This is a genomic window from Streptomyces sp. NPDC085944 (genome assembly GCF_040686295.1).
GTDB classification, from domain to species: Bacteria; Actinomycetota; Actinomycetes; order Streptomycetales; family Streptomycetaceae; genus Streptomyces; species Streptomyces salinarius.
The window spans coordinates 1-14,369 of sequence record NZ_JBFBJX010000035.1; the positions used below are offsets into that span (position 1 = coordinate 1).

The following is a 14,369-nucleotide window of genomic DNA, read 5'->3' on the forward strand; positions in this document are numbered from 1 at the left end:
CGCCGGAGGCATCCGCGCTCCCGCCGGAGGCATCCGCGCTCCCGCCGGAGGCATCCGCGCTCCCGCCGGAGGCATCCGCGCTCCCGCCGGAGGCACCCGCGCTCCCGCCGGAGGCATCCGCGCTCCCGCCGAAGACACCCGCGCCACCGCCGGAGGCACCCGGCCCTGTTACAGCCAGCCCGCGAACTCCAGCAGCAGCTCCGCGTCCTGCTCGCGCCCCACCCGCCGGGCCCGCACCCCCGACTCCACCGCCCGGAACAGCGTCCAGCCACGCAGCCGCTCCTGATCGACCTCCAGCGACTCCGCGAGCCGCTTGATCCGCCGTCGCGTCGTCGACGCCCCCGACGGCTGGGCGATCAGATCCTCCACCCGGTCCCGCACCAACCGCGCCAGATCGAACGCGGTCTCCCCGACCACCGGATCGGGCCCCACCGCCAGCCACGGCATCCGATCCCCGGCGAGCACCTTGCTCTGCCGAAACGTGCCGTGCAGCAGCAACTGCTCCGACGGCTCGGCCAACAACTCCGCACGCGCCGCGAGCGCCGCGTCGACCAGCGGCGCCACCTCCGCGTCGGCCACCGCCGCCGCCCGCATCGCCTCGGCCTGCCGCCCGGTCCGCTCGGCCACGGTCTCGAAGGGATGAGAGACGGGCGGCTCCACCCACAGCCGCCGCAACGTCCCCGCGGCCTCCAGCAACGCCTTCGCCTCCGGCAACGACCGAACCGACACGTCCGGATGCAGCCGCTCGAGCAGCAGCACGCCCTCCTCGGACACCCCCTCGGCACCCTCGTCGCGCACCTGCACGGCCCCCAGCCCACCCCAGTGCACCAGCGCGGCCCGCTCGCTCTCCGGACGGGCCCGGCGAGGGGCAAGCTTCAGCACCGCGGGGGAACCCCCGGCCGTCCGCACGAGCACCACCAGACTGCTGCGCCCGCCGGGCACCTGCACCCGCTCCGCGGTCAGCCCACGCACCGCCACGGCCCGCTCCGCCGCCTCGGGCAGCTTCGCCAGCCAGTCGTCACCGTCCGGTGCCGTCTCGCCGAGCGCTCGGATCAAACGCCGCGGCGGTTCGAAAGCCATGCGCGAGCCGTTCCCTTCCCGTACGGAAAGCCGTACGCGTTACGCAGTCGGTGAAGCCGTTGCCGATGAAGCCGCCGGTCCCGTAGCCGTGTCGGAGGCATCCGGATCAGGACGACCCCGCCCGGACGGCGTCCCGGCCCGCTCGGCGAGCCCAGGGAAGGCTACGCTCCCGCCCCGCCAACGTGCCGCGCGGACCGCCGCCTCGCGCAGCGCCCCGGCCGCCGTGGTCCGCGCGTCGCCCTCGGCCGCCCGCACCAGGTCGGAGTAGACCCCGGCCACCCGGTCCTCCAGCTCGGCCGCCAGCCGCACGGCCGCCGCCGAGTCCGGCACCGAGAACGGCAGCGCGTACCCCGCCGCCGCGGCGACCGGCTCGCCGCCCAGGCCCCGCACGTCGCGCGCCAGCGCGTCCCGCCGCGCCCGGTGAGCGTCGTACGCCGCCCGTGCCTCGGTGCGCCGTTTCTCGCCGACACGCCCACCGACGACCCCGTAGCCGTACACCGCCGCGTGCTCCGCCGCCAACGCGGCCTGGAGGGCGTCCAGCCGCCTGTCCTCCGCCTTGCTCACCCGTCACCCTCCGTCAGCAGAAACACGTGGGCCGCCCCGGCCGCGGCGACCGAGGCCAGCAGCCGCGCCGACTCGCCCGGCACGTCGAGCAGCGCCGCGGCCCGCCGGTCGGCGAGCTTCCGTTCGGCGTCGGCGAGCAGGGCCAGAGCACCCTTCTCGTCGGCCGGCACGGCACCGGAGTCACGGGCCGTCGGCCCGGCGGCCCGCGCGGAATCCGAGGGCGAGGCCGGCGAGGCCGCCCGCACACCACCGAACGCTTCCGCGTGCCGTACGACCTCCTCCCGCAGCGGCCCCAGCCGATCCGCCAGCCCGCTATGGGCCGCGATCACCGCCGCGTACCGCTCGGCCAGCGCTTCGCTGTCCCGGGCCGCACGCGCGCGTACCCGGTCGGCGGCCGACGTCCCGGTCCCGGGATCGTCGGGGGCCGAGCCCCCGGTACAGCCGACAAGCAGCGCGGCCCCGGCGGCCGACGCGAGCAGGCTCCTTCTGCGCGGCCCCCGGGGAGGGCGCGGCGATGGGGAAAACGACACGGCAGACGACCTCGACAGGCTCGTTCGGAAGCGGCGGCAGAGCGACGGGCGACGGCGGGAGCGCGATACGGCCCACGGCCTGCGGCCCGCCAGTGATCACGGTACCCGTGCCCCGCCCCACCCCCCACCCGCACCGCACCACCCACCCGCACCACCCGCACCGCACCACCCACCCGCACCGCACCACCCACCCGCACCACCCACGCACCCGCACCCCCACCCGAACCACCCACCCACCCGCACCGGCCCCCCACCCGAACCGACACCCCCGAACCCACACCCCCCACCCACACCCCCGCCGGCGAACCCGCCCCATCCCCCGGGGTGGACGGCAACACCCCCCGCGACCGGATACCCTTTGACCAGACACGCGCACCGTCCCACAACAGCACACGCGGCCGAGGAGTCACCCGGATGAGCACCACCCAGAGCGAGAGGCTGCGAGAGCTGCTGGAGCCGCTCGTCGCCTCCCAGGGACTGGACCTCGAGGAGATCGCGGTGGACTCGGTCGGCCGTAGGCGTGTGCTGAGCGTGGTCGTCGACTCCGACACCGGGGCGGACCTGGACCGGATCGCCGATGTGAGCCGCGCGCTCTCGGCGAAGCTCGACGAGACCGACGCGATGGGCGAGGGGGAGTACACCCTCGAGGTCGGCACCCCGGGCGCGGAGCGCTCACTCACCCAGCACCGCCACTACGTGCGCGCCACGGACCGCCTGGTCCGTTTCCAGCTGCACGAGGGCGGTGAACTGGTCGCCCGCATCCTCGCCGTGGACGAGGACGGACTCGACCTCGAAGTCCCGGGTGTCAAGGGCCGCAAGGCCACCACCCGCAGACTGCCCTTCGGCGACATCGACAAGGCACGCGTCCAGGTCGAGTTCAACCGCAAGGACACCAAGAACACCGACAACAACACGAAAGAGGAGGAGGCGTAGCCGTGGACATCGACATGAGCGCCCTGCGGGGCTTGGTACGGGAGAAGGAGATCTCCTTCGACCTGCTGGTCGAAGCGATCGAGTCGGCCCTCCTCATCGCCTACCACCGCACCGAGGGAAGCCGCCGGCACGCGCGCGTGCAGCTCGACCGGAACACCGGGCACGTGACCGTGTGGGCGAAGGAGGACCCCGACGACCTCGAGGAGGGCCAGGCGGCCCGCGAGTTCGACGACACCCCGTCCGACTTCGGCCGTATCGCCGCCACCACCGCCAAGCAGGTCATCCTGCAGCGGCTGCGCGACGCCGAGGACGACGCGACGCTCGGCGAGTACGCCGGCCGTGAGGGCGACATCGTCACCGGCGTGGTCCAGCAGGGCCGCGACCCGAAGAACGTACTGGTCGACATCGGCAAGCTGGAGGCCATCCTGCCGGTGCAGGAGCAGGTGCCCGGCGAGACCTACCCGCACGGCACGCGGCTGCGGTCCTACGTCGTCCGCGTCGCCAAGGGCGTACGAGGCCCCTCCGTGACGCTCTCCCGCACGCACCCCAACCTGGTGAAGAAGCTGTTCGCCCTCGAGGTGCCGGAGATCGCCGACGGGTCCGTCGAGATCTCCGCGATCGCCCGCGAGGCCGGCCACCGTACCAAGATCGCCGTACGCTCCACCCGCTCGGGCCTGAACGCCAAGGGCGCCTGCATCGGCCCCATGGGCGGCCGGGTGCGCAACGTCATGGGCGAGCTGAACGGTGAGAAGATCGACATCGTCGACTGGTCGGACGACCCGGCCGAGATGGTGGCGAACGCGCTCTCCCCGGCCCGCGTCTCGAAGGTGGAGGTCGTCGACCTGGCGGCCCGCTCCGCGCGCGTGATCGTGCCCGACTACCAGCTGTCGCTGGCCATCGGCAAGGAAGGCCAGAACGCCAGGCTCGCGGCCCGGCTGACCGGCTGGCGGATCGACATCCGCCCGGACACCGAGCAGCCGGACGAGCAGCCGGACGACCAGCCGTCCGAGTAGCAGGGCGACCGGCCGTCCGAGGCGCCGGGGAATAGATCCAAGCCGCAGGCCGCTGAGATCACGACAGCTTTGCTTGCGGCACGCGTTCGATTCTTGCCCCGAAGGGGTGAGGTCGATTCGGGGAGGTAGACTTAGGAGTGTCTGGCCGGACACGTGCCCGAGCATGCCCCGAGCGCACCTGCGTGGGGTGCCGGGAGCGAGCGGTCAAGAGCGAGCTGCTGCGCACCGTCGCGGTCGAGGGTCATTGCGCCCCTGATCCACGCGGTACGCTGCCCGGCCGGGGTGCGTACGTCCACCCCGTGCCGGTCTGTGTCGACCAGGCAGTGCGCCGCAAGGCGTTCCCGCGGGCGCTCCGCGTCCCGGGTCCGCTCGACGTAAAGGCGTTGCGCCACTACGTCGAGCAGGCACAAGGTTGCGACAAGGCTGCCGAAGGCAGCATGTGAGCAACGTGGTAAGGAAGACATGCCGCGCGGAACCCCGTGCGGTCTGGTACCTCGCGAGTCGAAAGCAGGTCGAGATTGCGATGAGCACTCGATGAGTACGCGATGAGTACGCCCATGAACTAGCGACGGTCCGGACGCAACCCGGACCTCAGAGGAGCGAAGTGGCTAAGGTCCGGGTCTACGAACTCGCCAAGGAGTTCGGTGTCGAGAGCAAGGTCGTCATGGCCAAGCTCCAGGAGCTCGGTGAATTCGTCCGTTCGGCGTCTTCGACGATCGAAGCGCCCGTAGTACGCAAGCTGACAGACGCCTTCCAGCAGGGTGGTGGCAACGGTCGGTCCGCCGGTCGTCCCGCGGCCCCGAAGAAGGCTGCCCCCAGGCCGTCGGCGCCCTCCCCGGCGCAGGCGGCCCGCCCGGCTGCGCCCCGTCCGGGCCCCGCGGCTCCGGCGGCTCCCAAGCCGCCGGCCGCCCAGCAGCCCGCGGCACCGTCCGCCCCGGCGCCGGGCCCGCGTCCGACGCCGGGTCCGAAGCCCGCGCCGCGTCCGGCCCCGGCCGCCCCGGAGTTCACCGCTCCGCCGACCGCCCCGGCCGCCCCGGCCGCTTCGTCCCAGGCTCCGGCCGGTCCGAAGCCCGGTGGTGCGCGTCCCGGTGCCCCCAAGCCCGGCGAGCGCCGTCCGTCCGGTCCGGGTCAGGACCGCGGTCAGCAGGGCGGCCAGGGCCGTCCCGGTGGCCAGCGTCCCGCCTCCCCGGGCCAGCGTCCCGGCGGCCGTCCCGGCGGTCCGCGTCCGGGCAACAACCCCTTCACCTCCGGCGGCAACGCCGGCATGGCGCGCCCGCAGGCGCCCCGTCCGCAGGGCGGGCCGCGTCCGGGCGGTCCCGGTGCTCCCGGCGCCGGTCCCCGTCCGCAGGGCCCCGGCGGCCAGGGCGGCGGTCCCCGTCCCCAGGCTCCGGGCGGCAACCGTCCGAGCCCGGGCTCGATGCCCCGTCCGCAGGGCGGCGGCGCCGGTCCCCGTCCCGGCGGCGGCCCGCGTCCGAACCCCGGCATGATGCCGCAGCGTCCCGCTGCCGGCCCGCGTCCCGGCCCCGGTGGCGGCGGTCGCGGTCCCGGCGGTGCCGGTCGTCCCGGCGGCGGTCGTCCGGGTGGCGGCGGCTTCGCCGGCCGTCCCGGTGGCGGCGGCGGTCGTCCGGGTGGCGGCGGCGGTTTCGCCGGTCGTCCCGGCGGTGGCTTCGGTGGCGGCGGTGGCCGTCCCGGCTTCGGCGGTCGTCCCGGCGGCCCCGGTGGCCGTGGTGGCACGCAGGGTGCCTTCGGCCGTCCCGGCGGACCCGCGCGTCGCGGTCGCAAGTCGAAGCGGCAGAGGCGCCAGGAGTACGAGGCCATGCAGGCCCCGAGCGTCGGCGGCGTGATGCTGCCGCGCGGCAACGGCGAGACCATCCGTCTCTCCCGCGGCGCGTCGCTCACCGACTTCGCGGAGAAGATCAACGCCAACCCGGCGTCGCTCGTCGCGGTCATGATGAACCTCGGCGAGATGGTCACCGCGACCCAGTCCGTCTCCGACGAGACGCTCCAGCTCCTCGCCGACGAGATGAACTACACGGTTCAGATCGTCAGCCCGGAGGAGGAGGACCGCGAGCTGCTCGAGTCCTTCGACCTGGAGTTCGGCGAGGACGAGGGCTCCGAGGAGGACCTGGTCGTCCGTCCGCCGGCCGTGACCGTCATGGGTCACGTCGACCACGGCAAGACCCGACTGCTCGACGCCATCCGCAAGACGAACGTCATCGCGGGCGAGGCCGGCGGCATCACCCAGCACATCGGTGCCTACCAGGTCGCGACCGAGGTCAACGGCGAAGAGCGCAAGATCACCTTCATCGACACCCCGGGTCACGAGGCGTTCACCGCCATGCGTGCCCGCGGTGCGAAGTCGACCGACATCGCGATCCTGGTCGTCGCGGCCAACGACGGCGTCATGCCGCAGACGGTCGAGGCGCTCAACCACGCCAAGGCGGCCGAGGTCCCGATCGTCGTCGCGGTCAACAAGATCGACGTCGAGGGTGCCGACCCGACCAAGGTGCGCGGTCAGCTGACCGAGTACGGCCTGGTGGCCGAGGAGTACGGCGGCGACACCATGTTCGTCGACATCTCCGCCAAGCAGGGTCTGAACATCGACTCCCTGCTGGAGGCCGTGGTCCTCACCGCGGACGCCTCGCTCGACCTGCGGGCCAACCCGAACCAGGACGCGCAGGGCATCTCCATCGAGTCCCGTCTCGACCGCGGCCGCGGTGCCGTGGCGACGGTCCTCGTGCAGCGAGGCACCCTGCGGGTCGGCGACACGATGGTGGTGGGCGACGCCTACGGCCGCGTCCGCGCCATGCTCGACGACAACGGCAACAACGTCGCCGAGGCGGGTCCGTCCACGCCGGTCCAGGTGCTGGGTCTGACCAACGTCCCGGGCGCAGGCGACAACTTCATCGTGGTCGAGGAGGACCGTACGGCCCGCCAGATCGCGGAGAAGCGCGCCGCCCGCGAGCGCAACGCCGCGTTCGCCAAGCGCACGCGCCGCGTGTCGCTGGAGGACCTGGACAAGGTGCTGAAGGCCGGCGAGGTCCAGCAGCTCAACCTGATCATCAAGGGCGACGCGTCCGGATCGGTCGAGGCGCTGGAATCCTCCCTGCTCCAGCTGGACGTCGGCGAAGAGGTCGACATCCGCGTCCTGCACCGCGGCGTCGGTGCGGTCACGGAGTCCGACATCGACCTGGCGATGGGCTCCGACGCCATCGTGATCGGCTTCAACGTGCGCGCCGCCGGGCGTGCCGCGCAGATGGCCGAGCGCGAGGGTGTGGACGTCCGGTACTACTCGGTCATCTACCAGGCGATCGAGGAGATCGAGGCGGCCCTCAAGGGCATGCTCAAGCCGGAGTACGAAGAGGTCGAGCTGGGCACGGCGGAGATCCGCGAGGTCTTCCGCTCCTCCAAGCTGGGCAACATCGCGGGTGTCCTCATCCGCTCCGGCGAGGTCAAGCGCAACACCAAGGCGCGCCTCCTGCGCGATGGCAAGGTCATCGCGGAGAACCTCAACATCGAGGGTCTGCGTCGCTTCAAGGACGACGTCACCGAGATCCGCGAAGGCTTCGAGGGCGGTATCAACCTCGGAAACTTCAACGACATCAAGGTCGACGACGTCATCGCGACGTACGAGATGCGTGAGAAGCCGCGGGTGTAAGCACCGCGTCTTCCGGCAGTGACCGGTCCGGGGCCGGTCGGCGGAGCACAATATCCGTCGATCGGCCCCGGCCGTTCGTTGTACGGTTCTGGTGTCCCCGCCCGTTCGCGGCGGGGCCATCGATCCCGGACCGGCGGGTGAACCGGTTTCACATGTATGTGGGGACGCTGTCCTTCGACCTCCTCCTCGGCGACGTACATTCGCTGAAGGAGAAGCGCTCCGTCGTCCGTCCGATCGTCGCCGAACTCCAGCGGAAGTACGCGGTGAGCGCGGCGGAGGTGGAGCACATGAACCTCCACCGCCGGGCGGTCGTCGGCCTGGCCCTGGTGTCCGGCGACGCGGGCCACCTCAGCGACGTACTCGACCGGTGCGAGCGGCTGGTGGCCGGCCGCCCCGAGGTGGAACTGCTGTCGGTGCGACGGCGATTCCACGGCGACGACGACTGACCAGATCGGGCAGAAGACCAGATCAGGCAAGAGAAGAAAGAACGGGAGACGGACCAGTGGCCGACAACGCGCGGGCGAAAAGGCTGGCGGACCTCATCCGAGAGGTGGTGGCCCAGAAGCTGCAGCGCGGGATCAAGGACCCGCGGCTCGGCTCGCACGTCACCATCACGGACACCCGGGTCACGGGTGACCTGCGGGAGGCGACCGTCTTCTACACGGTCTACGGCGACGACGAGGAGCGCAAGGCCGCCGCGGCGGGCCTGGAGAGCGCCAAGGGCATCCTGCGCTCCGAGGTCGGCAAGGCGGCGGGCGTGAAGTTCACGCCGACCCTGACCTTCGTCATGGACGCCCTGCCGGACACCGCCCGCAACATCGAGGACCTCCTCGACCGGGCACGCCAGTCCGACGAGAAGGTCCGCGAGGCGTCCGCGGGCGCCGCGTACGCGGGCGACGCGGACCCGTACCGCAAGCCGGACGAGGACGACACCGAGGCCGACGAGACGGACGACACCGCTAAATGACCGACAAGCACACCACGCCCGACGGCCTTGTCATCGTCGACAAGCCGTCGGGCTTCACTTCGCACGACGTGGTCGCCAAGATGCGGGGCATCGCCCGCACCCGGCGCGTCGGGCACGCCGGCACGCTCGACCCGATGGCGACGGGCGTCCTGGTCCTCGGGGTGGAGCGGGCGACCAAGCTCCTCGGGCACCTCGCCCTCACCGAGAAGGAGTACCTGGGCACCATCAGGCTCGGGCAGACGACGCTCACCGACGACGCCGAGGGCGAGATCACGGGGTCGCGGGACGCCTCGAAGGTCACCCGGGAGGCGATCGACGCCGGGGTCGCCAAGCTGAGCGGCGACATCATGCAGGTGCCGTCCAAGGTCAGCGCCATCAAGATCAAGGGCGTGCGCTCCTACAAGAGGGCCCGCGAGGGCGAGGACTTCGAGATCCCCGCCCGCCCCGTCACCGTCTCCTCCTTCGCGGTGTACGACGTCCGGGACGCCGTCGCCGAGGACGGCACCCCGGTGCTCGACCTGGTGGTCTCGGTGACCTGCTCCTCCGGTACCTACATCCGGGCCCTCGCCCGCGACCTGGGCGCCGACCTCGGCGTCGGCGGGCACCTCACGGCGCTGCGCCGCACCCGCGTCGGGCCGTACAAGCTGGACGGCGCCCGGACACTGGACCAGCTCCAGCAGGAGCTCACCGTCATGCCCGTCGCGGACGCGGCCGGTGCCGCCTTCCCGCGCTGGGACGTGGACACCAGGCGGGCCCGGCTGCTCACCAACGGCGTACGCCTGGAGATGCCCGAGGAGTACGCGGGCGCCGGTGCCGTCGCCGTCTTCGATTCCGACGGGCGCCTCCTCGCGCTCGTGGAGGAGCAGAAGGGCAAGGCGAAGAGCCTGGCCGTCTTCGGCTGAGCCGGCACACCGCCGGGTCCGCCCGTGGAGCGGCGATCACGGGGACTACCACTGTCGCCGCTCCACGGTCCCCCCTCGGTTCCCCCACCCCCTAGGGTCTATCCAACCCACCCCTTGTGTTCACCCGTCCGGGCAGGCGCTCGGAGTGAACCGGGGGAGTGGAAGGGGGCGCGTTGGCCACGGTGTCTGTCCTGCTGATCATCACGCGCCTACCGTCGAACACACGGCACGGGTGTACGGCGGGGAGGTTCGACGATGGCGTCGCGGAACCGGTCCCGGGGGGTAGCGGGCGGCACGGCGGGGGAGCGGTCCGGGGCCGGCTCCCGGGGAGCGCGAGGCGGGCTCCCGGCCGTCCGTGAGGCCGAGCCGGCGGAGTATCCGTCCGACCCGGCCGGGTGCGCGTCCGGCGACGCCTCCCTGATCCGCGTCCACGACCTCGCCGGCCGCCCCCGCGGCACCGGGTTCGTCGCCGACCACCACGGCACGGTGCTCACCAGCCACGAAGCGGTCGACGGCCTGTCCCGGCTGGTCCTGAGCACCGCCGGTGCCCGGCGTCGGGTCGTGGCCGCCGCCGACGTGACCCCGCTGCCCGCCCTCGGCCTGGCCCTGGTCCGCACCGAGGGCCTCGGCGTCGACCCGCTGCCCCTCACCACGCGGGACCACGTCGATGCCGGGACCTACGTCCGCATCGCCGCCGGCGGCTGGCGCGAGGCCCGCGTCCTGGGCACCACCGACGTCACCTACGCCGCCACCGACCGCTTCCACCTCGTCGGCGACGCCCTGGAACTCGCCGTCGGCACGGCCGGGCGGGACGCCCTGCGACTGGGCGGCGGCGCGGCCGGCGGCCCCGTGCTCGACGCGGCGACCGGCGCCGTCCTCGGTGTCCTCGGCACCGCCCTCAGCTCCGGCCACAGCGACGTCGGCTTCGCCCTGCCCCTGCGCCGAGCGGCCACGGGCCCGCTCGCCGGCCTCCTCGCCGAGAACGCGGCGACGGTCCCGGCGTACGGCGCCGACCTCAACCTGGCCGGTGTGCTGGCCCTGACGGCGACTTCGGTCCGGGAGGGCAGCCCCGCCACCGGTCCCGGCGGCGGATCCGGGACGCCGGAACCGGTCGAACGCGCGGACACGGCCCGCGACTTCGCAGCCTTCGCCGCCGGCCACGCCCGCGTCCTCGGCCTGGTCGGCGCGCCGGGCAGCGGTCGTACGACGGAGCTGGCCGCCCTCGCCGCCCGCCGTGCCAAAGGCCCGGAGGCGGCACCCACGCTGTGGCTGCGCGGCGCCGACCTGCACGACGACGACATGTCGGTGGCGGACGCGGCCCGCCGAACACTGGCCGGGGCGGCCCGCACCGTGGCCGCCTCGGACCCCTCCCGCCCCGCCGGCCTCGGCGACATCGCCCCGGAACGCCTCGCCCACCTGGCCGGTGCCGCCGGCCGGCCCCTCCTGCTCCTTCTCGACGGCCCGGAGGAGATGCCGCCCGTCCTGGCCCACCGCCTCCCCGAGTGGACCGAGGGCACGGCCACCTGGCTGCGGGAGACGGGGGCACGGCTCGTGGTGGCCTGCCGCCCGGAGCACTGGGAGCACGCGGGGGCGGAGTTCCCGGGGGAGCTGCTGTACGGGGCGGTTTCGGGGGCGTCGTCGCCTCCTCGGTCCACGGGTGGGCCGATGTCCGGCCCGACGGCCGGAGCGGGGGCGTCCGGGTGGATGGCGGAGCTTCCGTCGCCCCGGGTGGCCGCCGAAGGGGGGCCGGGGGAGGCGGGTGCCGTGCCCCCGTCCGGAACGGGCTCTCGGGGCGGCCAGGTGCCGGGGACGGACCCCGGTGCGGTGGCGCGCGGGGTGGTTGGAGGCACCCGGCCGGCGGAGGCGGCCGGTCCTGTGTCGGTCGGTGGTGTGTCGGCCGCCGGTGTTTCCGTCGGTCGTGTGCCGGTGTCCCGGGCGTGGGAGGGGACGTCGGACTGGGCGGAAGACGGGGCGCCTCTGTCCGGGACGGTCGGCGGAGCCGCCGCGCCCGCCGCGCCCGGGACGACCAGCGGAGCGCCGTGGCCGCGACGCACCGGCGGCGCAACGGGACCTGAATCGCCGGCCGGAGCGGCCGCCGCAGCAACGCGGGGAGGGACCGGAGCCACCGACCTGCGACCGGCGTCCGCCGAGGTGACGTGCTCCGGGCTTGTGTCCGCCGAGGTGACGCGCTCTGGGCCGATGTACCCCGGGCCGGGGTCCGCCGAGCCGACGTACCACGGGCCGGCGTCTGCCGAGCCGATGTACCCAGGGCGGGGGTCCGCCGAGGTGACGTGCTCCGGGCCGATGTACCCCGGGCCGGGGTCTGCCGAGCCGATGTACCCCGGGCGGGGGTCCGCCGAGGTGACGCGCTCCGGGCCGGCGTCCGCCGAGCCGACGTACCCAGGGCGGGCGTCCGCCCAGGTGACGCGCTCGGGGCCGGCGTGCGCCGAGCCGGTGTCTGCAGGACCCCGGTGGCGCGGGCACGCCGGGCTCCCGCCCTGTGTCCGCCTGGGCGACCTGCGCGACGACGAGGCCCGCGAGGCGCGCGCACGCCACGGTGTACCGGAAGGGGGCCTGGCGGAGGCGGACGCCGGGCACCCCCTCACCCTCCGCCTGTACGCGGAGGTACACGCCGCCCTCCCCGGCTCCCCGGCCCCGGCCCCCGTCACCCGGGACACGGTCTTCGCGGCATACCTGGACCTGATGTGCCTGCGCGTCGCCACCCGCCTGGCCGGGGAGAACGGCCTGCACGGCACCGCGGTGCGCCGGCTCGCGGCGAAGGTCTCCGGGCAGGTCCACGAGGCGGCCCGGCGCAGCCTCGGCCCCGGGCAGGGCGGACTGGACCGGGAGACCTTCGGGGCGCTGTTCCCGTGGGGACCGGCCCCGGCCCGGCTGGGCGGCGGCACCGGCTGGGCCTCGGCCGTGCTCGCCGAAGGCATTTTCGTCCCCGCGGGCAGCGGCTACCGCTTCGCGCACGAGGCACTCGCCGACTGGATCCAGGGCACCCACCTCGACCTGGACGAGGCCCTGCGCGCCCTGGTCCACCGCCGTGACACCCCGCACGGCACGCACATCCTCCCCGTCCCGCACCACCGCATCGGCTCCGTCGTCGAGGCGGTCCTGCTCCTCGCCCGGCAGCACGGCGTCCCCCAACTCGCGCTGACCCTCGAGGAGCTGGTGCACGCCCTCGACCTCGACCCGCACTCCTGGTGGGCCGCCCGACTGCTCGCCGAGGTGCTCACCCGCGTACCCGACGCGACGCCGTACACGGAGGTGCTGCGACTGCTCGCCGACGGCATCGCGGAACGGGGGGCGCAGGGGCAGCCGACGCCGCAGGTGTTCGGGCCCGGCTTCTGGACGGCCCTGCGCCTGCCCGAATCCACCCGCCTGGACCTGCTGCGCCGCCTCGTCCTCGCAGACCGCCCTCCGCACGAGCCCGGCCCCCGCCACCTCGACACCGTGGCCGGGCTGCTCACCGCCGACCCCTCGGCCGTACAACCGCTCCTCGTCCGCTGGTTCGACGACGAGCGGCCGTTGCCCGCCACCCCGCACGCCACCGTCGCGACGGCCGCTCAGGCGCTGCTGCACACCCACCGCCACCGCGGCCTGGACGGCCTCACCGAGGTGCTCGTCGACAGCGCGCAGCGGCGCGCGGACGAACTGCTCGCCGTCCTGGCCGAGGAAGAGCCGTCCGCGCTCTGCCGCGCCGTGGAGCGTTGGGCCCGCGACGAGCGCCCGGCACGGCAGACCGCGGCCGTCACCCACGGACTGCGCACCGCCCCGCACGCCCGCCCCGGCGCCGACCGCACCCTGCTCCGCCACGCCGCCCTGGTGCTGCTCGCCGGCCCTTCCCACAGCCCCCTGCGCGGTGGCGCGCTCGCGTTGCTCGTCCAGGACCCCGATTGCCGCGACCGCCACCTCCCCAGGGCCCTCGACCACTTCGCCGCCTGCGACCCGTATCTCCCGCCGAGCGCGGTGGCCACCGCCCTGCCGACGCACCCCGAGCCCGTCCTCGAGGCGTTCCGGGCCCGCCTGCTCGGCCCGGACGCCGGGGAGGCGCTGCGCAGGCTCGCCGACGCCACCACACCCGCGCTGACTCACCGGGTGGCAGCCCTCGTGGGGCGGGCCGCGGCGGAGCGCCCGGAGATCGCCGGGCACCTGGCCGCGTACGTCGACCGGCGCCTCGACCGGGACCCGGCACCCCGCGCCGTACTCCTCCCGCTGGTGACCCGCCTCCTGGACGACGGTCCCGACCCGGCGCGGGCCGCGCTCGCCACCGTCCTCGCCGCCGACGGGGCCACGGCAGGCGCCCCGCTGCGCCGCGCACTGCGGGAGCACCTGTTCGCCCACGAGCAGGAACCCGCCGTGCTGGACGCGCTGCTGCACGCGGCGGCCCGGTGCAACCGCGGGGAACTGCGCGGCCTCGTCCACCGCACCGGGCTGATCCTGGTCCGCACTCCGGAGGGCGCCACCCGTTTCGACCGGGGTCTGGTCGACCTCGCCCGCCACGTCCCCGGGTTCGCCACCCGCCTGATCGGCTGGCTCACCGACGCACCCGAGGACTGGGCCGTGCTGGTGGGCCCCAGCACCCGCCGCACGATCGAGCAGCTGGCGGGCGCCCGCGTCCCCGCCTGACCCGACCGCGACCGTCCACCGGGCCCGCACGGCGTGCACCCGGTCACAGGGTCGATGCCGATGCGGGCGGGAGCCGGACGGCATGGC

General features: G+C 74.3%; 11 protein-coding genes. 8 read left to right on the forward strand and 3 right to left on the reverse strand.

All coding sequences use genetic code 11. The features are described 5' to 3' along the window. Window positions 1-168: 168 nt before the first annotated feature. Genes AB0P07_RS35645 through AB0P07_RS35655 form a run of 3 tightly spaced genes read right to left on the reverse strand, consistent with a single transcriptional unit; the run spans window position 169 to window position 2,174 of the window. Entirely contained in the window at window positions 169-1,080 is a 912-nt protein-coding gene (locus tag AB0P07_RS35645; protein WP_365558310.1) for an aminoglycoside phosphotransferase family protein, read from the reverse strand. A 39-nt stretch (window positions 1,081-1,119) separates the two neighbouring features. Beyond that, entirely contained in the window at window positions 1,120-1,644 is a 525-nt protein-coding gene (locus AB0P07_RS35650; RefSeq protein ID WP_365558311.1) for a ferritin-like domain-containing protein, read from the reverse strand. Beyond that, window positions 1,641-2,174 carry a hypothetical protein gene (locus tag AB0P07_RS35655; RefSeq protein ID WP_365558314.1) on the reverse strand — a complete coding sequence of 178 codons (534 nt, stop codon included), beginning with the start codon at window positions 2,172-2,174 and terminating at the stop codon, window positions 1,641-1,643. Before AB0P07_RS35655 ends, AB0P07_RS35650 begins: the two co-directional genes overlap by 4 nt. 414 nt (window positions 2,175-2,588) lie before the next feature. Here AB0P07_RS35655 and rimP point away from each other — a divergent pair, with 414 nt between their 5' ends. The 8 genes from rimP (at window position 2,589) to AB0P07_RS35695 (ending at window position 14,282) form a co-directional block, all read left to right on the forward strand. Next, complete coding sequence (gene rimP / locus AB0P07_RS35660; RefSeq protein ID WP_365558316.1) at window positions 2,589-3,107, forward strand: ribosome maturation factor RimP; 519 nt, start codon at window positions 2,589-2,591, stop codon at window positions 3,105-3,107. A gap of 2 nt (window positions 3,108-3,109) precedes the next feature. Beyond that, complete coding sequence (nusA, locus tag AB0P07_RS35665) at window positions 3,110-4,120, forward strand: transcription termination factor NusA (RefSeq protein ID WP_365558318.1); 1,011 nt, start codon at window positions 3,110-3,112, stop codon at window positions 4,118-4,120. A 137-nt stretch (window positions 4,121-4,257) separates the two neighbouring features. Further along, the gene (locus AB0P07_RS35670) at window positions 4,258-4,563 is read left to right on the forward strand and encodes a YlxR family RNase P modulator (protein ID WP_365558319.1); all 306 of its coding nucleotides are present in this window, start codon (window positions 4,258-4,260) and stop codon (window positions 4,561-4,563) included. Window positions 4,564-4,724: 161 nt separating this feature from the next. Next, the gene (gene infB / locus AB0P07_RS35675; RefSeq protein WP_365558322.1) at window positions 4,725-7,778 is read left to right on the forward strand and encodes a translation initiation factor IF-2; all 3,054 of its coding nucleotides are present in this window, start codon (window positions 4,725-4,727) and stop codon (window positions 7,776-7,778) included. Window positions 7,779-7,930: 152 nt separating this feature from the next. After that, on the forward strand, window positions 7,931-8,224 hold the full coding sequence (locus AB0P07_RS35680; protein ID WP_003973319.1) for a DUF503 domain-containing protein: 294 nt from the start codon (window positions 7,931-7,933) through the stop codon (window positions 8,222-8,224). A 56-nt stretch (window positions 8,225-8,280) separates the two neighbouring features. Beyond that, window positions 8,281-8,745: a 30S ribosome-binding factor RbfA gene (rbfA, locus tag AB0P07_RS35685; RefSeq protein ID WP_365558326.1), complete on the forward strand. Its 465-nt coding sequence runs from the start codon at window positions 8,281-8,283 to the stop codon at window positions 8,743-8,745. Beyond that, a complete protein-coding gene (truB, locus tag AB0P07_RS35690; RefSeq protein ID WP_365558329.1) occupies window positions 8,742-9,647 on the forward strand; it encodes a tRNA pseudouridine(55) synthase TruB in 906 nt (301 codons plus the stop codon). The genes rbfA and truB overlap by 4 nt, the downstream gene beginning before the upstream one ends. A gap of 255 nt (window positions 9,648-9,902) precedes the next feature. Next, window positions 9,903-14,282 (forward strand): trypsin-like peptidase domain-containing protein, encoded by a 4,380-nt coding sequence (locus AB0P07_RS35695; protein ID WP_365558331.1) that lies wholly within the window; start codon window positions 9,903-9,905, stop codon window positions 14,280-14,282. Window positions 14,283-14,369: the final 87 nt, after the last annotated feature.

Bases quoted from the DNA above. Each gene is read 5' to 3' on its own strand.
- AB0P07_RS35680 (WP_003973319.1), top strand. From the start codon at position 7,931: ATGTATGTGGGGACGCTGTCCTTCGACCTCCTCCTCGGCGACGTACAT.
- AB0P07_RS35645 (WP_365558310.1), bottom strand. From the start codon at position 1,080: ATGGCTTTCGAACCGCCGCGGCGTTTGATCCGAGCGCTCGGCGAGACG.
- rimP (WP_365558316.1), top strand. From the start codon at position 2,589: ATGAGCACCACCCAGAGCGAGAGGCTGCGAGAGCTGCTGGAGCCGCTC.
- AB0P07_RS35695 (WP_365558331.1), top strand. From the start codon at position 9,903: ATGGCGTCGCGGAACCGGTCCCGGGGGGTAGCGGGCGGCACGGCGGGG.
- truB (WP_365558329.1), top strand. From the start codon at position 8,742: ATGACCGACAAGCACACCACGCCCGACGGCCTTGTCATCGTCGACAAG.